Genomic DNA, 22,070 nt, shown 5'->3' on the forward strand with positions numbered 1-22,070 from the left:
CGGGAGTATGGGTTTGAAAAGATTTCAGGGATGCGTGGACGGGCGACGACCGGCCGCGTTCAAGGACCCTTACTCCCCGTTTCTTTTCCACTTGCAATAGTCGACGAGCGTGTACGGTCCGCCGGTGTAGTCACAATGTTCGGTGTGGTACAGAGTTGTGTACATGCTGCCGGCGGATTCCGCGGAAAAAACGTTGTGGTGCGGGTCGCCATTACAGCCCGCCTGGTTCTTCCACATGATGAAATCGCGCCGGTAGCCATCGTCCCAGACTCTACGGTACTTCCAGCGCTGCCATGACTGGCCGTTCCCCTGATACTGTATTCCATAGCTGCATCTTCCCTCGTAGTCGATTACTCCCGTGTCCCAGCGGTCGAGCTTTTTTAGGCTGTTGTAGTTTGTTAGACTATAGTCGCCGTCCTCGAGTTTATAGTCCTCCCACGCCTGGTTGTTCGACGGAGGCCCGTCCCAGGTGATGACTCTGGCCATGTCCTCCGTAGACGAGAGCCATACCTCAAGGAATCCATTGGTAGCCTGGTTCCTCCACCGATATATTCCGTCGGCTTGCGCCGAGGTCGCCGGAACGATGGTCGCGGCTGTCACGAGCGCCACGATCGTGAAGAGCACGCGTTTGGCTTTTCGTCCTGAACGCGGATTCATTTCTCCATCCTTTCAAGGTGTCATTCAGGGTGGTCGGATGATGGGGCCGCTGAGCAGTGGACCGAACGGCATCTGAAGGTCTCACGGCGGACGTCGCTCACCGCCGCCCGGCGGCGTACATACCCCCGTCGTCCGCGGGGCCGGAGTAGTGATGCCTGATCGCGGGGCCCATGCCCAGGGGACTCGCTACCTTCCGGCGAGGACGGACTCCGCGTTTCTCACCCATCCCTCGAAAATCGCCTTTTTCTGGATCAGCTTGCTCTTGTTGGCGTCCACCAGCCGGGCCTCATACGCGGCTCGCACGGTTTTGTAAACGCCGACGAGGTTCACCTCCTGCTGGCATCGCGCGTCGACGGCGGCCGTTTGCCTCTCCCGGTCATCTGCCGGCGTACCGGCCTTACGGGACACCCACAGGAAGTTCAAGCGCAGGATGACGGGGTCCTGGTGCTGCTGCAGGCCGTTCTTTCGCATACAGGATCGCCAGGAGTCCAGTGCGGCCTTCACCCGGCTGTCTTGCATCGCGGACTTTCGTGCGTCGGCGGCCAGGGAACGGGCGTCGATCGGAAGCGCCTCGTCGCGGACCTTTCGCTGCCCCTCCCCGAGGCACCCTCCCTCCGGGACGGCGCGGTCGGTGGTCGTCCCGGTCCTGATTCCTTCGAAGGCCTCCACCTCCCGGCTGGTGGGAGACTTTTTCGGAGCCTTCTCGCCGTCGGTCACCCTGAGCGTCGATTCGGCCGGAGGCCTTGGATAACCTGATCTCGCTGCCTCTTCCGGGTTGATGTACTCGAAGAAGTCGAACTCCTTGTAGCTCTCCTCGTCCCACGTGCGCAGCATGTTGGCGGTCCACCCGGTGTGTCCCAGAGCCCTCATGCAGTCCGCCGCTGCCGCCTCCTGGGCCACGTCGATGGTCTTCAGGTCCATCATCGAGCTCGTGTACGGGTCAAGCGGCATGGGGATCTTGCCGCTGTCGGAAATCTTGGGTATTTCTCCCACCACTGGTTCGTCGATCACCTTGGGTTTGGGAGTCGAACTCGGTCCCGTGGGTGAGGGGAAGGCGGAGATCCCCGGTGTCGAAGACGGTGGAGCCGCAGTCCTCCCGGCGGAGCCGCCCGCATGGGTTTCGGTGCCGCAACCAACGAGAACTCCGCCCAGAACGGTGCAGAGCACCAGAGTTGCCGGTTTCGGTCTTTTGAATCGCCGCATGGATGTCATCTGGACTCACCTCTGTGATCTCTATGCCGGAAGATTGGTGAATGACATTTTCTCATTCGCGTGGACCGTCCTGGTTGGGCTCCACACATGGATTTCGAAGGTTCGCGGGGAGGGCGGGACGGATTCGACGCATCACGCGGTGTCGGGGACCGGGGCGAACCCTTTATCTTCGTGGCGGACCTCCCCACTACACTCCGTCTCTCTTCCAGTAGCAGTGCGTGGGTATTCCATAACTGGTGTCGTCGCAGTGACTTTCGGTGTGCAGAAAAGTCATGGCGCTGTCCTCGATGTCCGCCGTAAGGACGTCATGATACGGGTCACCGTTGCAACCGTATTTGTTGATCCACATTATGAAATCTCGACCGTAGTGCGCGCTCCAGTACCTTCGATATTTCCATCTCTGCCAGTCCTGCCCGGTATCGGAAAACTGCATCACCCTGCCGCACCGACCGGTGCTGTACATCCCTTCGTCCCAGCGGTCGAGCACCTTCCAGCTGTTGTAGTTCTCCAGCCTGTAATAGCCTCCGCCGCTTGCGTTCTCCATCTTGGTGTCTATCCACCACTGATTGAGCGAGCTCGGGTTAAAGGGCCAGGTGAGAACCGACGCATGGTCGTTCAAGGAGGAGCCCGACACCTCCAAATAACCGTTACTGCGTTCGTTCTCCCACCTGTAGATTCCGTCGGCCCGCGCCGGGGAAGCCTGGAGAACGGTCATCGTCAACAACCCCGTGGTCACCGCGACGACGCTCCTGCCCTTCGACTTCGATGGCAATTTCATGTTGTGGCTCTTTCCGTCGATCCCGAAAATGGCATGGAGAAACCTCGTTGAGGTCATGGGAGTGAACTCCTGTGAATCCATATAGAGGGAAGGGGTATCCGCCCAGGGTTCGATCGTGGTAGACGAACGCTCATAAGATTTTAGGAAGATTTCCCAGAAGGATCATGAGTGGACGCTACAGGACAAGCTTTCTAAATTCAACAGCGGCGTCCGCTCATGTTTTATCCATCATTGAACGATGATTTTATGTAAGCCGTAATAGGCCGTTTCGCCGCAAGATTCGGCGGCCGTGCAGGCGGACGACGCCACGCGGGCAGGTTTGAATAAAGGGTGGCGCCATACTCCCCGCTCTCATTCGCTCACGGAAGGGTCGGAGGTCAATGGGATTCACGGCGGACATCCCGGACTAAGTTGGGGGCACCTGTGGCCGACCTTTTCGTGCTCGTCACCCTGTCCCACCCCGAACTCGGAGGTGGCGCGTTTTGATGTGACGGATGCCGAGTGAGTGTTGGTCGATCCGTATTTGCCGGTGGCGGGTATCGGGCCGTTGCCGCGGCGGATGCGTGATCAGTTCAACGGGATTTCGTACGGGATCTGGCTGGCGTGATGTTCCGGAACGCTACGGGCCGTGGGCCACGCTCTACTCGCGGTTCAACGGCTGGGTCAAGGCCGGGGTGTTTCAGGGGGTGATGGATGCGCCGATCGCCGAGGCCGCCTCGCGCGGGCAGGTCGGGTTGGAGGTGGTCAGTGTGGACTCAACAATCGTGCGGGCCCATTAGGAGTCGGCCGGGCTGGCGGTGGCCGGGGAGACCCTGAATGCGTTGGGGCAGGCTGCTGACCGAGGAAAAGGGGGCTCCGTTGCCCGAGCAGCCGCCGGTGCTGCGGGTGATGCGCCACAGGTCACACCCGACGCGGACACGTCGCAGCAGGATCGTGCCGCTACACGGCGACGCCGCAAGGCCCGGGCAAAGGCTGGCGAGTTTGGCCGATCCCAAGGCGGGCTGAGCAGCAAGGTCCATGTCGCGGTCAACGCCTCCGGGTTGCCGCTGGCTTTCGTGCTCACGCCTGGCCAAGCCGCTGACTGCCCGCGGTTCATCACCGTCCTGGACAAGATCCGCATCCCTGGCCGGGTCGGCCGTCCTGGACCCGCCCTGCTGCGGTGGCCGCGGACAAGGCTTACTCCTCCTGTCAACGGCCAGGTGCGTGTCTATCTGCGTCGCCGCGGGATCAGCGCGGTCATCCCGGAGAAGAGCGATCAGCGGGCCAGCCGGAGGAAGAAAGGATCAGCGGGCGGGCGGCCTGTCGTCTTCGATCCGCAGCGCTACCTGCAGCGCAACACCGTCGAACGCTGTTTCCAGAAGATCAAGACCTGGCGCGGATTAGCCACCCGCTACGACAAAACCCCGGAAAGCTACGAGACCGGGCTCTACCTCCGAGGCTCGGTCATGTGGCTGAAGCTCCTCACCTCAACTACATGATCCGAACTCTGAGCAGCTCCTAGACGGGAATTTTGTCCCGCTGCTGTGGGCACAGGTTGACGATGGCGACCCTCGTTATGTACTCAGACGTATCCAGGTCAAACCCGCTGGTGCCGAGGGCCGCAGCCTCGGCGAAGCCCTTTCCTTCCTCCAGCGCCTTGCATATGTTCCAGCCGAGCCGTCCCAGTTTGTAGGAATCGGCGTCCTTTAGCGCTTTCCGCTGCTTCACCGAGGCCGTGAACACGGCTTCGCGTGCCGACGCCGACGGGTCGGGTGTGGGCGTCGATGGGTCGGGTGTGAGCGTCGGTTCCATGCTTGGTTCGGCGTTATTGACCGTGGAAAGCGCCTTGGCGGGCGTCGACGTCGAAGCTGCCGGCTTCGCCACGGCCTTCTCTGCACCGTCGCCTGACAAGGTGGTCAGGCCGCCCAGTAGGCCGATTACGCCTACCACCGCGATGAGCGCGATAAGCGCGGTGACGATGATGATCGACACGCTTTTGCCGCTCATCCTGGGCGGCGGAGGTGAGCCTGGCCGCCGTCCGGGTGGCGGACCGATGGGGGGAGGGTGCTGTGAGGGCTGTTTCGGGGGATGCATTTGTGCACCATACGCCCCATATTTAATGATTCATCTGGAATGCCCTATGGGAACACCCGAAAAGGATCATCGGAGCGGCCCGAACCCCACCCGGTCGACCACCGTTCTCGCACTTCCCACCCCAGGGTCCGCCATCGGGCCTCACCTAGATCCGAGCTCCGAACAGCTTCTAGAGCCCCTGGTAGACGGGTTGATCACCACAACCATCACCGCCGGGAGCTCTGGGTGTGAGGTTCCGGTGCCGTCCACTGGGGCGAACGCGGGTCGTGAGTGGCTCGCCTGGTCTCGTATGACCACCGGCGGAATGTCAGGCTCTGCCCCTACAGTGATCGCCATGAGCGGTGAGACGGTGCTCGAACGTCCCGACGAGGCCCGGATCCGGGACGAGCTGGAGAAGCTGGTCGTCCACGACCTCCACGGCCCCTTCGGGGACGAGGAGGAGGAGTTCAAGGAGCGCCCGACCGATCGTTACATCCTGGGCAGGCTCGCCCCCGAGGGCGAGACGATCGAGCCGGACCTGATGGACGACGGCGCCGACACCGACGGCGCCGACGTGGGGGAGGACGAGGCGGAGCCGTCCGTCCTGACCGCCGCGAGCCTGATGCCCTCCGCCCTGGGCTGCACGGTCTTCGTGGACGGTGAGACGGCCGAGCTGAAGGTGAGCGGCCACTGGGCACGCTACGAGCGCGTCGACGGTCCCGAGGGGGGAGGGGGCGGGGCGGGCGCGACCGGTGGGAGGGTTTGGTCGCGGGCCCCCGACTCTGGAGTCGTGCGGCTGGCACTGCGGGAGGGCCGGCTCGGTCCGGAGCGGATGCCCTGCGACGAGCACGTGGTGGTCCGTGGCCGGGCACGCCGTCACGACGGCGGCTGGCTGGTCTCGGTCTTCCTGGTCAACACCACGCCCAGACCGCAGACCCTGGAGGCCAGGGCCTGGCTGTTTCAGGCGCGGATGAGCGTCACCGCCGTGGACGGCGGGCCGATCTTCCGTGCCCGGCCCGACACTTTCAGCGGCGGCGACGACATCGACCGTGCCGAGCAGCGGCGGCTGGCCATGGCTTACCGCTTCCACCCGGAGTTCGCCGTCGGCCACGGGGTGGGGGTGACGGCGCGGCAGGCGCCGGACGACCCGATGCGGGCGGTCCTGATCGAGATGCGGGCCGTGCCGGGCTACGAGATCCCGTTCACCGGCGTTCCCGACCCGGATGCCGACCCTGACCTGCCGGAGCTGGCCGACCTGGTGCTCGACATGGAGGTGCTCGCCCGCCTTCCGGCCGCCGCGCTGCGCAGGGGACTGTCGCCGCTGGTCACCGGATACCGCTCCTGGATCGACCGGCAGGAGGGGCGCCTCGCCGACTCCGGGGAGCGGCTCGATCCGTACGGCAGGACGCCGCACGAGGTGCTGGCCACGGCGCGCAGGGCGGCCGACCGGATCGAGGCCGGGATCGACCTGCTCTGCGGCGAAGAGAGCGCGTACGACGGGAACGCACAAGGCGGGAACGCGCCAGAGGGGAACGCGTACGACGGGAGCGCGCTGAGGGCCTTCCGGTTCGCCAACGAGGCGATGCGTCTGCAACGCGTGCACACGCTGGCGGCGGCCGTACGGCGTAAGAACCCCGCCACTACCCTGGAGGAGGCGCTGAGGCGGGTCGACACGCCGGACAACCACCGGTGGCGTCCGTTCCAGCTGGCGTTCCTGCTGCTGAACCTGCCCGCACTGGCCGATCCCGGTCATGCCGAGCGCGGTGCCCCCGAGAGTGACGGCGACGCGCTGGCCGACCTGCTCTGGTTCCCCACCGGCGGCGGCAAGACCGAGGCGTATCTCGGCCTGACCGCGTTCACGCTGGCGATCCGCAGGCTCGGCCCGCCGCTCGGCGGCTACGATCCGTCGGTGGGCGTGGCGGTGCTGATGCGCTACACCCTGCGGCTGCTCACCATCCAGCAGTTCCAGCGCGCCACCGCGCTGATCTGCGCGTGCGAGCACTTGCGCCGCGGCGACGAGACGACATGGGGGACGACGCCGTTCCGGATCGGCCTCTGGGTCGGCGCGCGGGTGACACCCAACAAGACCGACGACGCCGCCGACTGGCTGAAGCAGCTGCGCAAGGCGGGACGGCGGGGCTTCGTGCGCGCCGCCGGTTCCCCGCACCAGCTCACCGGCTGCCCGTGGTGCGGCGAGGTGCTGGAGGCGGGCATCAACATCGTGGTCGATCCGACCCGGCGCCGCACCCAGGTGTTCTGCAACAACCTCTACTGCGACTTCAACGACGTCACCGACCCCGAGGGCCTCCCGGTCGTCCTGGTGGACGAGGAGATCTACCGGCTGCTGCCCAGCCTCGTCATCGCGACGGTCGACAAGTTCGCCCAGCTCCCCTGGCGCGGCGAGACCCAGGCACTGTTCGGCCGGGTCGGGCAGCGGTGCGAGCGGCACGGATACGTGACCGAGGACACCGGGTCCAACGACTGGGAGCTGTCGTCGGCGTCGGCCAGGCATCCCGCCAAGGGGGCGCTGCCGTCCGCGAGGATCGTCGGCGTGTCCCGGCTCCGGCCGCCGGATCTGATCATCCAGGACGAGCTGCACCTGATCTCCGGCCCGCTGGGATCCCTGGCCGGCCTGTACGAGACGGCCGTCGACCGGCTCGCCACCTGGGAGCTCCCGGGCGGCAGGCGGGTCAGGCCCAAGGTGATCGCCTCGACCGCGACCGTGCGACGGGCACAGCAGCAGATCGGGGCGCTCTTCGACCGGCACACCGAGATCTTCCCGCCGCCGGGGCTGGACATCGGCGACAACTTCTTCTCCCGGCAGCGCCCGGTGGATCCGGCCGCGTCCGGGCACCGGCCAGGCCGCCGCTACGTCGGCATCTGCGCGCACGGCGTCCGCAACAAGTCGGTGCTGATCCGGGTGTACGTCGCCGTGCTCGGCGCGGCCCAGACCCTGCACGACAGATACGGGCGCAACCGGGTCACCGACCCGTACATGACCCTGGTCGGCTATTTCAACAGCTTGCGCGACCTGGGCGCGATGCGCCGCATGGTGGAGGACGACGTCTCCACCCGCCTGTCGCGGGCCGAGGACCGCGGGTTCTCCCGCCGCTGGGATCCGGTCGTCAAGGAGCTCACCTCCCGGCTGTCGTCCTCCGACATCCCCATCGTGCTCGACCACCTGGAGCAGGCGTTCACCGACGACCGCGAGGAGCGCAGGCGCCGCCCGATCGACATCCTGCTCGCCACCAACATGATCGCCGTCGGGGTCGACGTGTCCCGCCTCGGCGTGATGGTCGTCTCCAACCAGCCGAAGTCCGCCGCCGAGTACATCCAGGCGACCAGCCGGGTCGGACGTGCCGCGCCGGGCCTGGTGTTCACGGTCTACAACTGGGCCCGGCCTCGTGACCTGTCGCACTACGAGACGTTCGAGCACTTCCACGCCACCGTCTACCGGCACGTGGAGGCGCTGTCGGTGACACCGTTCGCCGAGCGCGCCGTTGACCGGGGGCTGACCGGGGTGCTGGTCTCCCTGGTGCGCAACCTGGAGTCCACCTACAACGGCAACCTGAGCGCCGGGCGGTTCGACCGGGCCGGTGAGCTGGCCGACCACGTGGTGCGGTTCGTCAAGCGCAGGGCCCGGGAGGTCACCGCGGACAACGGGGTGGGCGTCGAGGTCGAGCGTCACCTGGACGCCCGGCTCGACCAGTGGCACAACGAACGCCGGGTGCCGGGCCGACGGCTGGCCTACAACGACCGCGCGGCCGGGTTGCCCAAGGACGCCTCCGGGTTGCTGCGCCGCCCGGAGGACGGGCGCTGGCGGCCGATGACCTGCCCGACCTCGTTGCGGGACGTCGAGCCGGGAGTGCGCCTGCTGCTCCTGCCCGAGGACGACCCCCTCGCCATCACCCGGGAACCGCCGTTCATGGCAGGGGGAGGTGCCTGATGACCGGCTTTCCCGGCCGAGGGGAGCGTCCGATGACCGGATCGAGCCTGCGGGTCGGTGAGCTGCGTCCCAACCAGCTCCTGCACACCTACGGCGTGGGGGCGGTCGCCGACATGCCCAACCTGTCGGTGATGGTGTGCGGGCTGGACGAGTGGGATCCGCTCAGGACCCAGGTCGTTCCGGAGGACCGGCTGCTCGCGGCGGTGCGGGCCAAGCTGCGGGCGCCGGTGGAGGCGCTGCGCACCCCTCCCCACATCCCCGAGTCGTCCGACTCCTTCGGGGAGTGGACCCGGGTGGGGGTGCCCGTCACGCTGTTCCCGCGCTGGCTGCGCTGCACCAACCCCAGGTGCGGGCTGCTTGCCCCGGTGGAGACCGGCCTGTTCGAGCTCCTGCCGCACGCCTTCTCCCCCGACCGGATCCGCTACGTGCACGGCTGTCGCGGCAGCGGCGGGGGCCGGCCCACCGCGGTGCCCGCCCGGTTCGTCCTCGCCTGCGTCCACGGGCACCTCGACGACTTCCCCTGGATGTTCTTCGCCCACCGGGGAGTCGTTCCCGAGTACGGCGGGCACACCCTCACCCTGGAGGAGCAGGGTACCACCGGTGACGCGGCGAGCCTGTGGGTGCGGTGCTCGTGCGGTGTCCCGCAACGGTCGATGGCGCAGGCGATCGGCGAGAAGATGGTCCCGAACCTGCCGCGCTGCCGGGGGCGCCACCCTCACCTGCGGTCCGACCAGTTCCAGGGGTGCGGCGAGGAGGCCCGGACGATCGGCCTGGGCGCCACCAACAGCTGGTTCGGCATGCAGCTCAAGGCTTTCACCCTTCCGCAGGCCGACGCCGAGATCGACCAGCGGGTCGCCGAGTTGTGGAAGATGCTGGAGCTGGCGGCGAGACTCCCGGAGGAGGACGCCAAGGAGCTGCTGCCCAACCTGCGATGCTGGCCGGAGCTGGAGCAGTACGGCGTCGACGAGGTCTGGAAGGCGATCCGGCGGCACGCCGAGAGTCCCGGCGACGACGACCAGGATGACGAACTGGACCTGGTGACCCCCGAATGGAACGCCTTCACCCGCGCGCAGCCGGTCAGGCTGCCCGACTTCACCACGGAGAAGGAACGACCCCCCGCCGAGGGGAAACGGTGGCTGGAGGAGGTAGTCCTGGTCACCCGGTTACGCCAGGTGTCGGCCCTGTACGGCTTCACCCGGATCGACGCCCCCGAATGGGGTGAGGACGGCGGCGACACCGAGTTCGCGCCGATCTCCGTCGCCCGGCCCACCTGGGTGCCGTGCGCGGAGATGCGGGGCGAGGGCATCTTCCTGCGTTTCCGGGAGGAGGAGCTGGCCACCTGGGAACGGCGCCCCGACGTCCGCAGACGCCGCGCGCGGCTCCGCAGGGGACACGACACGTGGCGGGCCCGGCGCCGGCTCGAACCGGGTCACTGGCCGGGCATCCGCTACCTGCTGCTGCACACCTTCGCCCACGCGCTCATCCGGGAGTTCGCCTTGGAGAGCGGCTACAGCGCGGCGGGCATCGGCGAGCGGATCTACTCCGGGACCGGCCCGCAGCCCATGGCGGGCGTGCTGCTGTACACCGCGGCCCCCGACAGCGAGGGCACCCTGGGCGGCCTGGTCACCCTGGGCAGGAGGGACCGGCTGGGCACGCTCATCGACCAGGCGCTGGACGCCGCGGGGCTGTGCAGCTCCGATCCGCTCTGCGCCGAACGCGACCCGGCGGAACACGGCCATCTGTACGGCTCGGCGTGCCATGCCTGCCTGTTCGCGTCCGAGACCTCGTGCGAGCGGGGCAATCACTACCTGGACCGGGCCCTACTCGTCGACACCGTCAGCGACCTCGGCATCGGGTTCCTGGCCGCGCGGTGAGCGACCTGCCGGGCGCCGGTGACCCGCCGGACGTCGGGAGTCTGCCGGGCGCCGGTGACCTGCCCGCCGTTGTCGCCGCGCTCGCGCGGGAGCTTCCCGAGGTCCACGTGCGGGCGTGGGCGCGGATCCTGCGCGAACACCCCGAGCCGCACCCGGCGGTGCGGGGCCTGCTGACCGAGGCCAGGACAGGGGCCGTCATGGGAGCGCGGGCGGCCCGGCTCGTCGCCGCCTGGTCGGCGGCCGACCCGCCGCCGCCGGGCTCGGCGGTGGCGCTCGCGCTGGAGACCGCGTCCCGGATGTACGCCGAGGAGAGCCGCCGCAGGACCGACGTCGTGGTCAGCGGTCCGCACAGCGACGAGGTACCCGTCCGGCTGACCGGCTCGGTCATCGTCGAGGTGATCCGCGCCAGCCGTACGTCGCTGCTCCTGGTGAGCTTCGCCGCGTTCGGCATCGCCGAGGTGGTGCGAGAACTGGACCGGGCGGCCAGGCGAGGCGTCCATGTCGATCTGATCCTGGAGGACACCGTCGAGGACGGCGGCGCGTTACGCGGGGGGTCCGCCGCGACCGCACCCTTTGAGGCGCTCCGCCCGTTGGTCACGTTCTGGGCCTGGGCGGGCAGGGCGAAGGTCGGCGGCTCGGTTCCCGCGCTGCACGCCAAGGTCGTCGCCGCGGACGAGAACGTCGCGCTCCTCGGCAGCGCGAACCTCACCGACCGGGCGCTCGCCCACAACCTGGAGGTCGGCGTGGTCCTCCGTGATCCCGAGGTGGTACGCAGGCTCGTCGGGCATTTCCGCGCGCTCATGCGGCCAGGTGACGGGCCGCTGCGTCCTGTCGTGTGAGGGTTCGCCGGCTCTGCCGGGTGGCGGGCTGCTGGGCCTTGCCGGGGACGGTTCGTTGCGCCTTGTCAGGGATGGTTCAGCCGTGTTCCAGCACGACGAACCCGCGTACCGCCTCCAGTTGTGTCCTGCTCATCGTGCGTACCAGGACGCCGGTCATGCGTACGCGCAACCCGTAATCATGGGCGCGGGTCGCGGAGCTGTAGTCGTCGCCTCCCAGACGGACCCAGATCCGCCGCCGCCTGGTGCGCCGCTCGAGTCCGCGCGTGGTTGCCACCCCTTCGATCACCACCCAGCCCATCTGCTCCGGGGCGGCTCGCTCCAACTTGAAGATCGTCCCGGTGACGTCGACTTCTGGTTCCTGCTGTCTGTGGTCCCCGAGATCCTCCTCGGCCTGGGTGAGCATGGCTATCTCCGGTTCCGAGAAACGGATGGCCGAGGTTTGCACACCGGTGGGCAGCGTGCTCGCCCATGAAAACTGGATCTTGAACGGCCGCTCCCGGTCCGCCCCGCCGAACAGGGCCAGCGCGCGGCAGAGCGTCACTGAGATGCCCTCTCCCACCCGGTCGGCGAACGGTGAGAGCTCAGAGGTCTCCGATGCCTCGGTCGCGGCGGCCTTGGCCGCACGGATCGTGTCGTAGAGGCGGAGCAGCACCCGGCGGGAGAACGGCTCCTCCGGCGGCAGGAACAGGGCCTCTGCCCCCGGCGGCCGGAGGTTCAGGGGCACCTCGGCGGTGATCACGTAGCTGCCCGCTCGGGGCGGGCGCAGCCGCACGTGGCGGGGGAACTCCTCGACGGTCCGGGGCTTCCGGTTCGGCAGCACCAGCCGGGGTTCGCCGTCCACCGCGTAGGCTCCCGCGATATACAGCCCGCGAAGCCCCTCGTAGGCGCCGACGGCGTCGACCACCGACGTCGTCCCAGGTGGTCCCTCGGGGTAGGTGGTGAAATGCTGGGAGTCGATGTTCTTCGCGGTGACGTCGCGCAGGATCTCCGGTTGCGGTCGCTGCTCGACCTCGCTGAGCACCTGAAAGAGGCTCACCATGCGTGGCAGGTAGTCGCGCATCCCCGTGTCGCCGGGCAGGAGGACCTCGAACTCCCCGCCCGTGTCGTCCAGGACCCAGATCCGGGAACGGCCGATGACATCGCTGCCCAGCCAGCCGGCATTGGCGAGATACGTGGAGATCTCCTGCGGACGCAGACCGGCGAGAGCGTCCAGATACTCCTGTCCGAGAGTCATGACGCCTCCGGGCGGATCATGAGTTCCAGCAGGACCGCCGGCGTGACCACATTCGCCAGCGGCAACCTCACGGTCTTGGAATTCTGACCGTTTCCGGGAATGACCGCCTGGTCCTCCAGCGAGACCCAGTAGCCGCGGTGGCGGACCCTGATCTCGGTGTCCTCCTGTTCGGCATGAACGTACTCGCAGGAACGGCTCGGTACGTGCACCACGATCAGGTAGCGCGGTGTGTCGAAACCACCGCCGGCGAGCTCGTTGAAGTGTTTGGCCTCAAGGGTGTACGCCAGTTCCTTGGAATTCGTGTACTGCGGTGTGCGAACCGTTTTGACCTGGATGTCGATCTGAGGGCGATACCGCGTGCCGCGTGCCTGCGGATAGTTGAGGAACAGATCGATTCCGTCGACGTCCGGCTGCGGCTTGGCGACCGTCAATCCCACACACGAGGCGAGCAGGCTCACGTACGACTCGCCGTACCACCCCTGAAGGATGTTGTGATCGACTGGCAGATCCGGCCTCCTCGCCGATCGTTCCGGCCAACCGAGCCGGCCCGGTGGCGTGATCTCCCCTTCGGGAAAATACTGCGTCGGTGGATTTTTGGAAAGATTTTTGCCGGACGACGTCGGCCGACCTCTGGACGGGGCCGCGAGGCCGGATCCAGGGGGGAGCCATGGCCATCGCGATCGGCGTCATCTGGCTGTCTCGCATCACCCTGTACGAGATCCGGCGGACCCGGACGCGTTGGGACGAGAAGAGTGCCGAAGAATCGGAACTGCGTCGCGAGCAACGGCACGAGCAGCGAGAACGAGAGCTGCGTCTTCAGATCCAGCGGCTACAGCGGCCGGATCGTTGACGACACGCTGCCGCCCAGATCATCCATGTCGTCGATCAGCAGGAAGTCGGGCGGGTTCTCACGCCACTCGGGCACGTCCATCGAATTGAGTACGGAGATCAGCTTCTTCTCCTCGTAGATGAAGTGCGTCTGCATGATCGCCGACAGTGCCCCAACCTCTTCGCGCACCTTGGAGGCCGTGGCCGGATCCGGTTTCTCCGGGAGGGACTCGAGCAGTTTCTGCAGATTCCCCAGCAGCCAGTCCAGCTGGTTGTGGTCCGTGCGCAGATCGGAGAGCACCTTGCGCAGCTCGGGGAACTCCTCGGCGATCGCCGGGAACGCGCCCCTGTCCTCGCCGGTGTGGTGGCGCGTCAACGCCGTGCAGAAGGAAAGGCAGTGGGCGCGCAGGTCCCGTGGCGGAAGCCCCTTGCCGTCGAAGTAGTCGTCGACGCTGTCCTGGAGGTCTTCCAGCATCTCGCGGAGCCAGATGTGCACTTCGAGCAACTGTGTGCCCATGGCGGTGAGGCGGCCGCCCGCCTCGGAACGTGCGTTCATGCTCTTCCTCCGGATGGGTTGCTCCGCCCAGTGTCCCCGAAGTCCCGGGGGACGCGCGCGGCGGTGGGAACGGACGGGCCGACCGGCCCATGGTCTGGGCCGTGTCCCGGGTATAGGAAGGACGGAGCCGGGTTGTTAGGTTGAGGATCGCCCGAAATGCCGTCAAAGGGATGCGTCAATGTCGGCACCGTCCGTACTTCCCCCCTCTCTCGTGCGCCTGCTGGCGCGGCCCGCCCCTCCCGGAACCCTCTCCGACCTCAAGCACGTCGTCTTCGTCATGCAGGAGAACCGGTCGTTCGACCACTACTTCGGCCGGATGCGCGGGGTGCGTGGCTACGGGGACCGCAACGCGGTGCCCACCCGGGCACTGCGGCCGATCTTCGAGCAGGACGGGATCCTGCCCTTCCCGGTGCGGGAGGCCGCCGAGCGCGCGGGAGCCGACCCGATGCTGCTCGACAGTCACGACCACAGCTGGCTCGGCACGCAGAACGCCTGGGCGGTGGGCTGGAACGACGCCTGGGTGCCCAACAAGGGCCCGTCCACCATGGCGTACTACGACCGCGAGGACCTCCCGTTCCACTATGAGCTGGCGGACGCCTTCACGATCTGCGACGCCTACCACTGCTCGGTGCTGAGCTCCACGACGCCGAACCGCAACTACCACGTCTCCGGCCACACGGGTCACGAGCCCGGTACCGAACAGCGGGCCGTGGACAACGGCGCCTGCGAGGAGGACGGGCACCGGGGCTACTCCTGGACCACGGTGCCCGAGCTGCTGACCCGGGCCGGGCACTCCTGGCAGGTCTACCAGGAGTGGGACAACTACCAGTGCAACAACCTGGAGTTCTTCGCCGCGTTCAAGGCGGTCATGGCGAAACTGGGGCAGAGCAGCATGCACTCCTTCTACGAGAAGGTGCGCGCGTCCGAGGATCCCGCGCCGATGCTCGCCGAGCTGGAGGAGAGGGCGGCACGCCTCGATCCGGCCGACCGGGTGCTCTACGACCGGGCGCTGCGCCGCACCCGGACGGGCGGGCTGGGGGAGTGGTTCGCCGCCGACGTGGCGGCGGGACGCCTCCCCGCGGTCTCGTACGTCGTGACCTCGCTCGCCGACTCCGAACACCCGGAGGGGTCCTCGGCCGTGGAGAGCGGGAAGGTCGTCTACCGGATTCTCGACGCGCTGGCGTCAAGTCCGGAGGTGTGGGCGAGCACCGCGGTCTTCGTCACCTACGACGAGAACGACGGCTTCTTCGACCACGTTCCCCCGCCCGTCCCGCCCGACGGGACTCCGGGGGAGTTCGTCGCCGGGAGGCCCATCGGGCTGGGCATGCGCGTCCCGATGATCGTCATATCGCCGTGGAGCGTGGGGGGTCACGTCTGCTCCCAGACGTTCGACCACAGCTCGACGGTCCGGTTCCTGGAGACCTGGCTCGGCATCAGGGCCCCCGACATCAGCGCCTGGCGGCGGACCGTCGCCGGGGATCTCACCTCCGCCTTCGACTTCACCCGGCCGGAGGCGTGGCCCGCGCCGGAGACGCCGGTTCCCGACATCCCGGAGAGCGCCTCGCCAGGCCGGAGCGCCTCGCCCGATCAGGGCATTCCACCCGTCCGGGACATCTCGCTCGTCCAGAGCACTTCGCACGCCCAGGGCACCTTGGCCGCCCAGAGCGGCCAGGACATCTTGACCGTCCCGGACGTTCCGTTCGTCCAGGGCATCTCGGCCGGTCAGGGCGCCCCGACCGGCCGCTGGTACCCCGAGGTTCCCGCCGAGCAGCGGATGCCCCGCGGGGAACCGGGTGTCAGACCCGCTCGCGTGCTGCCGTACCGGCCCGACGCCTCGGCGCGGACCAGCGGGCGCGCCGTCGAGATCGCGATGAGCAACACCGGTACGGAGAGCGCGCACCTGGCGCTGTACGGCTACATGGGGGAGCTCGCCCGGCCGTTGCACTTCGACGTGCTCGGCCACGCCCGCGAGGTGGTCTACTTCCCGTGTCCCACGTACGTCCTCGTCCTCACCGGACCCAACGGCTTCCGCCGGGAGTTCAGGGGCGGGACGAGTGACCCGGTGGAGACGTCCAGTGTGATCGACGCGGCCGCGCGGACGATCGAGATCGTCGTCGTCAACACCGGTGACGAACCGGCCGACGTGACCATCTCGCCCCTGGCCTACGGCGGGACGGCACGGACGCTGCGGCTCGCGTCCCGGGCCACCGCCCGGGTGCCGTGGCGGGCCGCGACCGGATGGTACGACCTGTGGATCACCGTCGCCGGGGACACCGCCTTCGCCCGCCGCCTGATGGGACACATCGAGAACGGCGAGCCCGGCGTCACGGGCTGACGGCGGCCTGGGCTCAGGCCACGCCGCGCCCGGTCAGCCGGACCGCCAGGATGATCCCCCAGGCCCAGACGTCGCGGGTCCGGAAGGCGCTGCCGTCGGCGAGACGCCCGAACCGGTCACGCGGGCCCGTCAGGGAGGACTCCGTCTCGCCTCGTGCACGTCGGCGAGACGGTTCGACGGCTCGCGGGCCCGGAGGCCCGGCGGACGGGGACGAACGCCGAGGGAAATGTCGGTGGGTTCTGGTAAAGGTGGGCCATGGGTGTGAGCGTGGATGAGTTCCTGGAAATGCTGAAGAAACTGCCGGAGGTCAAGCAGAGCGACGGCGGCGACTGGATCTCGCTGAAGGTGCGCGACAAGGGCTTCGGCTACCTGTGGGAGAAGACGGAGACCGTGGGGCTCAAGGCGACGATCGAGGAGCAGATCGCGCTGGTGGCGGAGCGCCCGGAGGTGTTCGAGGTCCAGTTCACCATGGGCCGCTTCGGCTGGGTCGTGGTGCACCTCGCGAAGATAGACGCGGATGAGCTGTTCGAGCTGGTCACCGAGGCGTGGTGCCTGACGGCTCCCAAACGGCTCATCGACGCTCACGAAGCCGCGCGCTAGCGGTCCACGCACGGAGCCGCGCGGCAGCCGTCCACGCACGGAGCCGCGGGGAATTCCACGATTCCGCGATTTCGCGGCAAGTGGTGTCGTCGCGCAGCGGCCGGGCACGCGAGGGCGAGATCGCCGGGCGCGGAGGCGACGGGCGGCCCGGCCTGAGAGCTCGGTGGTTCGGGCCGCCCGTCGCGGGTCGGAGCTCCCGCGAGCCCTGGCCGGGCCTTCCTCACGGAGAAGAGGGGTGTGTGGCTCGCACTCGCGGTGAAGGCCTTCAGGCCTTCCGGCCTCCTGGTCGCCGGAGGTCGTGTCAGTCGTCCGCCGATCGCCCGTCAGTTGTCGATCCCGCGACCCGTGCCCCTGCCGCCGAGGTCGTCGCTGATGCCGCCGCCGACGCCGACACCACGGCCCTCGCCGCCGCGCCTGCCGTAGTCGTGCCTGCCGCGTTCGTGTCTGCCGTACCCGTGCCTGTGTCCACGCCGGGCACGGCACCTGTCGGGATTCTTGTGTTTGCGGCAGGGCTTCAGGACGGATGTGAGGGTGGACGGGGCGGTCGTGGCCACGGTGTCCGCGGTGGCGGACGAGACCGATATCGCCGCGGGGACGATGAGGGCGGAGGCCGTCATCACTCCGGCTGCGAGAGCGTTCCTGATCTTGGTCATGGCAGATCACTCCACGTCGAGTCGGTTGAGCTCTGGGCGATGCCCGGGCCGGCGGAGCGCCGTGCCGCGTCGAGGCCGACGTCGACACGATGCGTAACCTACCCTCACGGTAAGTGGAAGGGTTCGCGGCAGTCTGCTAGCGGATCCCAAAGCCTTGGGGCGGTCGGATTACCCGGCGGTAGCGGAAAGGAACGGACAGGGGGCGATCGGTGACTCTGGGCTACCGGTCTCCGCCGGAGGCGCGTGCCCCGAAAGGATGCCATTCGCGACCGGACCGCCAGGGTTCAGTAGATCATCTCTGGTCCGGCGCATGTTTCCGCGGCGAGAATCCCGCCGACCCGAGGGCTGTCGCGGCGCCCGGATGCCGGTCTCCCCGGCTCCGCCCGCCAAGAAGACCATGCCACCCGTCGAAGACCGTGCCGCCAGCCGAGGGCCGCTCCGCTCGCCAAGGCCGCACCGCTCGTCGAAGGCCGTGCCGCCCGTTGGGGGCTCATGCCGCCCGAACGGGTGGCGGGCGTCCTCGATGGCGTCCCGGCCGGGTGTGACCAGGGCGTCGGCGCCGGTCGGCTGGAAGGCCGTTCGCGGAGGGCTCGCCGTGAAAGTTTCCCGGTCCGTTGACAGTTGGAAAGCGCTTTCCTATGGTGTTCATTGTCCGCCAACACGGACGTGTTCACTCATGTGAGCGGTGCGCACTCGCTGGGGGGATCCGGAACGCAGGCCGTGCGGGCCTGCCGGACCAGCAAGGAGTTCGGCTGTGAAGAGCAGATTCGACAGGAGGGCCGCCGCCGCCGTCGCCGTCGTCGGCGCGGTCGCCGTGTCCGGATGGGCGTTCGGCACCTCCGCCGCCGCGGCCGCTCCGGCACCCGGCGCCTACACCCTCGTCAACGCGGCCAGCGGCCTGTGCCTGACCGTCCCCGGCGCCAGTGGCTCCGACGGCGTGCAGCTCGCGCAGTCAGGCTGCGGCGCCGCCGGCCAGACCTGGAACCTGACCGCCGCCGGTAGCGGGTTCCAGCTCAAGGCCGCGCACAGTGGCCTGTGCGCGGGTGTTCAGGGCGCGAGCACCTCGGCGGGCAAGGCCGTTCAGCAGGAGAGCTGCTCGGGCGGGTCGTCGCAGACGTGGAACCTGACCGAGTCGGGCTCCAACTACCGGGTGGTCAACGCCAACGGTGGCAAGTGCCTCAACACCAAGGACAACTCCACCTCCTCCGGCGCCCTCGTCCAGCAGAACTCCTGCGACTCGGTGGCGACCAAACAGTGGCGGCTCGCTCCCGCGGGAGGCCCGCAGCCGACCCCGACCGTCACCCCGACACCCACCCCGACGCCCACCCCCACCGTGACGCCGACCGTCCCCCCGGGTAACGCGGGCGGCCTGATGGGTTTCGCGACCCTCAACAAGTACGGCCGTAACGGCACGAGCGGCGGCACCGGCGGCCAGACGGTGACCGTCGGCAACTACGCGCAGCTGGCGGCGGCCGTCGCCGACGACACGCCCCGGATCGTCCGAGTGTCGGGCACGATCAGCGGCGGCGGCGCGGACATGCTGGACGTCGGGTCGAACAAGACCATCATCGGCGTCGGGACGAACGCGACGATCAGCGGGTTCGGGCTCGACGTCAACGGCTGGGGCCCGGAGGAGGTCGCCTGGGGCGGCGACCTCTGCGACCCCGCGGAGAGGGACAGGTTCACCCACGTCCAGAACGTGATCATCCGGAACCTGTCGTTCAGGAACTCCCCGGACGACTCCGTCAACGTGCAGTGCTACTCCCACCACGTGTGGATCGACCACAACACGTTCTACCCGGCCGCCGACGGCTCGGTGGACATCAAGCGCGGGTCGGACCTGGCGACGGTCTCCTACAACCGCTACGCAGGTACGGACAAGTCGATGCTGCTGGGCCACAGCGACAGCAACGGCTCCCAGGACACCGGCTACCTGAACGTCACCTACCACCACAACTGGTTCGACGGGTCGAACACCCGCCACCCGAGGGTGCGGTTCGGGTACGCCCACGTGTTCGCCAACTACGTGGACGTCGACGACTACTTCATCGGCCTGGGCGTGAACGGCAAGATCTACGCCGAGAGCAACCATGTCAAGGGCGCCAAGACGATCACCGAGGACTTCGGCAACGCCGGCCTCACCTGGGCGAGCAGCAACTACTACGACATCGCCACGATCCGGCGGGCGCAGAGCAGCGGAAGCTCCATGAGCGACTGGCTGCGCGCCGACGGCAGCGTCTCGCGGCCGTCGTACGGCTACTCGGCCGGATCCGCGTCCTCCACCCCGCCGTCCGCGGGCGCCGGTGTCAGCGGCGCGGACACCGTCCCGTAGTGATCCCGTACGAACCAGAGCGATCCCGTACGAACGGGGCAGGACCCGTGGCGATCGCGTACGGACGGATCAGGACCCCGCCGCCGTCGGCGCCCCGTTCGTTCCGGCCACCGAGGTGGCCGGAACGAACGGGGCGGACGCGGGAACCGGCGGCGTCCGACCCCTGTGAGCTATGAGGTACGAGGGGCGCGTCAGCCGATCGCGCGGAAGCTCTGGGCGTCGAAGCGGATGAAGCTGTGGATGTCGTTGGCGGGGAAGGTGAGCGCGTGACCGGTGCAGTCCGTCGTCTTGTAGACCAGGATGGACCTGTCGGTGTTGTTGAACTCGGAGTGCACCGTGAACGGCAGCGTCGTGCAGTCGGTGCTCGGGTTCGCGTAGGTCACGGGCTGGCCGGTGAAGGCACCGGACCAGAAGGTGACCCCCACGGGCGCCGGGTCCGCGGCGGCGGGGGTGACGGCGCCGAGTACGGCGCAGAGCGAGGCGGCGCTCGCGATGCCCAGTGCGATCTTGACCTTGGTGGTAGACACGGTTTTTCCCCTTGTCTGCAATGGTGCGGCGAAGCGTCGCACCCACGGTGTCCGCCGCTCCGGGTGATCTCTGAAGCGGCGCGATCATTGTGTTGAACATTCAAATACCAATGATCCTTCCCCGTGGCGAAAAGTAGCGATGCGTGGGAGATCCGGCCTCACGCCCGGGGCGCCACCGAGGCCAGGAGCTTCGCGACCCGCTCCACGTCGGCCTCGGTGGTGCGCCAGTTGCTGAACGCGGCGCGCAGGGCGGGCACCCCCTCGTAGACGGTCGGCGTCAGGAAGGCCTCGCCGGACGCGGTGATCGCCGCGGCCAGCTCCTCGATCCGGCCGGGGGTGGGGGAGGAGGCGAGGGTGAAGCAGACCACGTTGAGCCGGACCGGGGCGAGCAGCCGGTAGCCGGGCAGCGCGGCGATCCGCTCGCCGAGCCCGGCGGCGAGGGCGACGCAGCGCCGGACGATCTCCGCGTGCCCCTCGCGCCCGTACGCGGCCAGGGTGAACCAGGCGGGCAGCGCGCGCAGGCGCCGCGAGTTCTCCGGCGTCAGGTGCACGAAGTCGGGGTCGTCGCCCACCGGGCCGAGGTAGGCGGCCGAGTTCTGGAAGACACGGGCCTGCAGGTCGCGGCGGCGGTTGAACTGGATCGCGCTGTCGTAGGGCACGTTCAGCCACTTGTGCAGGTCCACGCAGACCGAGTCGGCGTCGCCGAGGCCCGCGACGAGGTGGGCGTGCGCGGGGGAGAGCGCGGCGAAGGCCCCGAACGCGGCGTCCACGTGCAGCCAGAACGGGTGGCGCTCGCGCAGGGCCGCGATGGCGCGCAGGTCGTCGAAGTCGACGGTGTTCACCGTGCCGGAGTTGGCGACCACGATCGCCGGCGCGCCGTCCAGCCGGTCGAGCTCCTCGGCGAGCAGGGCCACGTCCACCGCCTCCCGGCCCGGCGACAGGCCGACCCGCCGGATCGCCGACCGTCCCAGCCCGAGCATGGACAGCGACTTGACGACGCTGGAGTGCGGGCTTCCCGACAGGACCGTCACCGGCCCGAGCGCGGCCGTGCCCTCCTCGGCCGGCGACACGCCGCGCAGCTCGCCCAGCCACTCCCTCGCGACCGCCAGGCCCGCGAAGTTGGACATGGTCGCGCCGCTGACGAACGTCCCCTCGTGTTCGGGCGGCAGGCCGAAGAGGTCGCGCAACCAGGCGGCCGTCTCCCGTTCGAGGTCCGGGGCGAGCGAGTCCACACCCGAGGTGGGGTTCTGGTCGAGGGCGCCGGTCAGCCAGTCACCCGCCAGCGCGGCGGGCGTCACACCGCCCGTGACGAAGCCCAGGTAGCGGGGACCCGCACCGGCCGCGAAGCCCGGCTCCCACCGCCGCGCGAACTCCTCCATCGCCCCCTCCAGGCCGATCCCCGCCTCCGGGAGGGACGCGGGCGCGGGTCTCACCGGCGCCCGCGCCGCCGGCCGGTCGTCGAGCCCGGCGAGGATGCGCACGGCGTACGCGCGGGTGGTCTCCATCAGCTCGGGGAGGCGACCGCGGTCGGCCCCGAGCGACCCGCGAGCGAGGCGCGACGGTCCGGGGGTGCGCGGGGTGTCCGCGTCGTGTCTGGTGTCCATGCTTCGACGGTACGAGGTGGTCACGCTGACATCGTGGTCCAAT

General features: G+C 68.5%; 17 protein-coding genes and 1 pseudogene. 8 read left to right on the forward strand and 10 right to left on the reverse strand.

Features of this window, described 5'->3' with window-relative positions; all coding sequences use genetic code 11:
* Nucleotides 1-69 precede the first annotated feature (69 nt).
* The 3 genes from ACSDR0_RS21990 to ACSDR0_RS22000 form a co-directional block, all read right to left on the reverse strand.
* Nucleotides 70-624, reverse strand: coding sequence for an RICIN domain-containing protein (locus tag ACSDR0_RS21990; protein WP_435290741.1), 555 nt, complete (start codon nucleotides 622-624; stop codon nucleotides 70-72).
* 219 nt (nucleotides 625-843) lie between these two features.
* A complete protein-coding gene (locus ACSDR0_RS21995) occupies nucleotides 844-1,668 on the reverse strand; it encodes a hypothetical protein (RefSeq protein ID WP_435290742.1) in 825 nt (274 codons plus the stop codon).
* A gap of 388 nt (nucleotides 1,669-2,056) precedes the next feature.
* Nucleotides 2,057-2,704: an RICIN domain-containing protein gene (locus ACSDR0_RS22000; RefSeq protein WP_435290743.1), complete on the reverse strand. Its 648-nt coding sequence runs from the start codon at nucleotides 2,702-2,704 to the stop codon at nucleotides 2,057-2,059.
* Nucleotides 2,705-3,152: 448 nt separating this feature from the next.
* Here ACSDR0_RS22000 and ACSDR0_RS22005 point away from each other — a divergent pair.
* Nucleotides 3,153-4,125, forward strand: a pseudogene (locus ACSDR0_RS22005) (IS5 family transposase).
* Nucleotides 4,126-4,144: 19 nt separating this feature from the next.
* Here the strand turns inward: ACSDR0_RS22005 and ACSDR0_RS22010 are convergent.
* Entirely contained in the window at nucleotides 4,145-4,618 is a 474-nt protein-coding gene (locus tag ACSDR0_RS22010; protein WP_435290744.1) for a DUF732 domain-containing protein, read from the reverse strand.
* Between the two features lie 436 nt (nucleotides 4,619-5,054).
* Here ACSDR0_RS22010 and drmA point away from each other — a divergent pair, with 436 nt between their 5' ends.
* From drmA to drmC, 3 genes are read left to right on the forward strand one after another with little or no spacing between them, the layout of a single operon-like run.
* Nucleotides 5,055-8,645, forward strand: coding sequence for a DISARM system helicase DrmA (gene drmA / locus ACSDR0_RS22015; RefSeq protein ID WP_435290745.1), 3,591 nt, complete (start codon nucleotides 5,055-5,057; stop codon nucleotides 8,643-8,645).
* Nucleotides 8,646-8,677: 32 nt separating this feature from the next.
* Complete coding sequence (drmB, locus tag ACSDR0_RS22020) at nucleotides 8,678-10,519, forward strand: DrmB family protein (protein WP_435290746.1); 1,842 nt, start codon at nucleotides 8,678-8,680, stop codon at nucleotides 10,517-10,519.
* Complete coding sequence (gene drmC / locus ACSDR0_RS22025) at nucleotides 10,516-11,358, forward strand: DISARM system phospholipase D-like protein DrmC (RefSeq protein WP_435290747.1); 843 nt, start codon at nucleotides 10,516-10,518, stop codon at nucleotides 11,356-11,358. The genes drmB and drmC overlap by 4 nt, the downstream gene beginning before the upstream one ends.
* 76 nt (nucleotides 11,359-11,434) lie before the next feature.
* On the opposite strand, the gene ACSDR0_RS22030 is transcribed toward drmC, so the two are convergent.
* Entirely contained in the window at nucleotides 11,435-12,592 is a 1,158-nt protein-coding gene (locus ACSDR0_RS22030; protein WP_435290748.1) for a hypothetical protein, read from the reverse strand.
* Nucleotides 12,589-13,050: a DUF4365 domain-containing protein gene (locus tag ACSDR0_RS22035; protein ID WP_435290749.1), complete on the reverse strand. Its 462-nt coding sequence runs from the start codon at nucleotides 13,048-13,050 to the stop codon at nucleotides 12,589-12,591. Before ACSDR0_RS22035 ends, ACSDR0_RS22030 begins: the two co-directional genes overlap by 4 nt.
* Before the next feature lie 209 nt (nucleotides 13,051-13,259).
* Between ACSDR0_RS22035 and ACSDR0_RS22040 the strand changes: the two genes are divergently transcribed.
* Nucleotides 13,260-13,442, forward strand: a complete 183-nt coding sequence (locus ACSDR0_RS22040) for a hypothetical protein (RefSeq protein WP_435290750.1) — start codon at nucleotides 13,260-13,262, stop codon at nucleotides 13,440-13,442.
* On the opposite strand, the gene ACSDR0_RS22045 is transcribed toward ACSDR0_RS22040, so the two are convergent.
* On the reverse strand, nucleotides 13,422-13,976 hold the full coding sequence (locus ACSDR0_RS22045) for a hemerythrin domain-containing protein (RefSeq protein WP_435290751.1): 555 nt from the start codon (nucleotides 13,974-13,976) through the stop codon (nucleotides 13,422-13,424). The two genes, ACSDR0_RS22040 and ACSDR0_RS22045, sit on opposite strands and share 21 nt — an antisense overlap.
* Before the next feature lie 178 nt (nucleotides 13,977-14,154).
* On the opposite strand from ACSDR0_RS22045, the gene ACSDR0_RS22050 reads away from it, so the two are divergent.
* Both ACSDR0_RS22050 and ACSDR0_RS22055 read left to right on the forward strand, forming a co-directional pair.
* Nucleotides 14,155-16,311, forward strand: a complete 2,157-nt coding sequence (locus tag ACSDR0_RS22050) for an alkaline phosphatase family protein (RefSeq protein WP_435290752.1) — start codon at nucleotides 14,155-14,157, stop codon at nucleotides 16,309-16,311.
* A gap of 255 nt (nucleotides 16,312-16,566) precedes the next feature.
* Nucleotides 16,567-16,911: an MmcQ/YjbR family DNA-binding protein gene (locus ACSDR0_RS22055; RefSeq protein WP_435290753.1), complete on the forward strand. Its 345-nt coding sequence runs from the start codon at nucleotides 16,567-16,569 to the stop codon at nucleotides 16,909-16,911.
* A 323-nt stretch (nucleotides 16,912-17,234) separates the two neighbouring features.
* On the opposite strand, the gene ACSDR0_RS22060 is transcribed toward ACSDR0_RS22055, so the two are convergent.
* Nucleotides 17,235-17,564, reverse strand: a complete 330-nt coding sequence (locus ACSDR0_RS22060) for a hypothetical protein (RefSeq protein ID WP_435290754.1) — start codon at nucleotides 17,562-17,564, stop codon at nucleotides 17,235-17,237.
* 754 nt (nucleotides 17,565-18,318) lie between these two features.
* Between ACSDR0_RS22060 and ACSDR0_RS22065 the strand changes: the two genes are divergently transcribed.
* On the forward strand, nucleotides 18,319-19,896 hold the full coding sequence (locus ACSDR0_RS22065; protein ID WP_435290755.1) for an RICIN domain-containing protein: 1,578 nt from the start codon (nucleotides 18,319-18,321) through the stop codon (nucleotides 19,894-19,896).
* Between the two features lie 191 nt (nucleotides 19,897-20,087).
* Here ACSDR0_RS22065 and ACSDR0_RS22070 read toward each other — a convergent pair whose 3' ends face one another.
* Both ACSDR0_RS22070 and ACSDR0_RS22075 read right to left on the reverse strand, forming a co-directional pair.
* Nucleotides 20,088-20,423 (reverse strand): hypothetical protein, encoded by a 336-nt coding sequence (locus ACSDR0_RS22070; RefSeq protein WP_435290756.1) that lies wholly within the window; start codon nucleotides 20,421-20,423, stop codon nucleotides 20,088-20,090.
* Between the two features lie 158 nt (nucleotides 20,424-20,581).
* A complete protein-coding gene (locus ACSDR0_RS22075; RefSeq protein ID WP_435290757.1) occupies nucleotides 20,582-22,027 on the reverse strand; it encodes a pyridoxal phosphate-dependent decarboxylase family protein in 1,446 nt (481 codons plus the stop codon).
* Nucleotides 22,028-22,070 lie beyond the last annotated feature (43 nt).

The organism is Streptosporangium sp. G11, assembly GCF_051192615.1.
GTDB lineage: Bacteria > Actinomycetota > Actinomycetes > Streptosporangiales > Streptosporangiaceae > Streptosporangium.

Bases quoted from the DNA above. Each gene is read 5' to 3' on its own strand.
- ACSDR0_RS22000 (WP_435290743.1), bottom strand. From the start codon at position 2,704: ATGACCTCAACGAGGTTTCTCCATGCCATTTTCGGGATCGACGGAAAG.
- drmA (WP_435290745.1), top strand. From the start codon at position 5,055: ATGAGCGGTGAGACGGTGCTCGAACGTCCCGACGAGGCCCGGATCCGG.
- drmB (WP_435290746.1), top strand. From the start codon at position 8,678: ATGACCGGATCGAGCCTGCGGGTCGGTGAGCTGCGTCCCAACCAGCTC.
- ACSDR0_RS22030 (WP_435290748.1), bottom strand. From the start codon at position 12,592: ATGACTCTCGGACAGGAGTATCTGGACGCTCTCGCCGGTCTGCGTCCG.
- ACSDR0_RS22040 (WP_435290750.1), top strand. From the start codon at position 13,260: ATGGCCATCGCGATCGGCGTCATCTGGCTGTCTCGCATCACCCTGTAC.
- ACSDR0_RS22045 (WP_435290751.1), bottom strand. From the start codon at position 13,976: ATGAACGCACGTTCCGAGGCGGGCGGCCGCCTCACCGCCATGGGCACA.
- ACSDR0_RS22050 (WP_435290752.1), top strand. From the start codon at position 14,155: ATGTCGGCACCGTCCGTACTTCCCCCCTCTCTCGTGCGCCTGCTGGCG.
- ACSDR0_RS22055 (WP_435290753.1), top strand. From the start codon at position 16,567: ATGGGTGTGAGCGTGGATGAGTTCCTGGAAATGCTGAAGAAACTGCCG.
- ACSDR0_RS22060 (WP_435290754.1), bottom strand. From the start codon at position 17,564: ATGACCAAGATCAGGAACGCTCTCGCAGCCGGAGTGATGACGGCCTCC.
- ACSDR0_RS22075 (WP_435290757.1), bottom strand. From the start codon at position 22,027: ATGGACACCAGACACGACGCGGACACCCCGCGCACCCCCGGACCGTCG.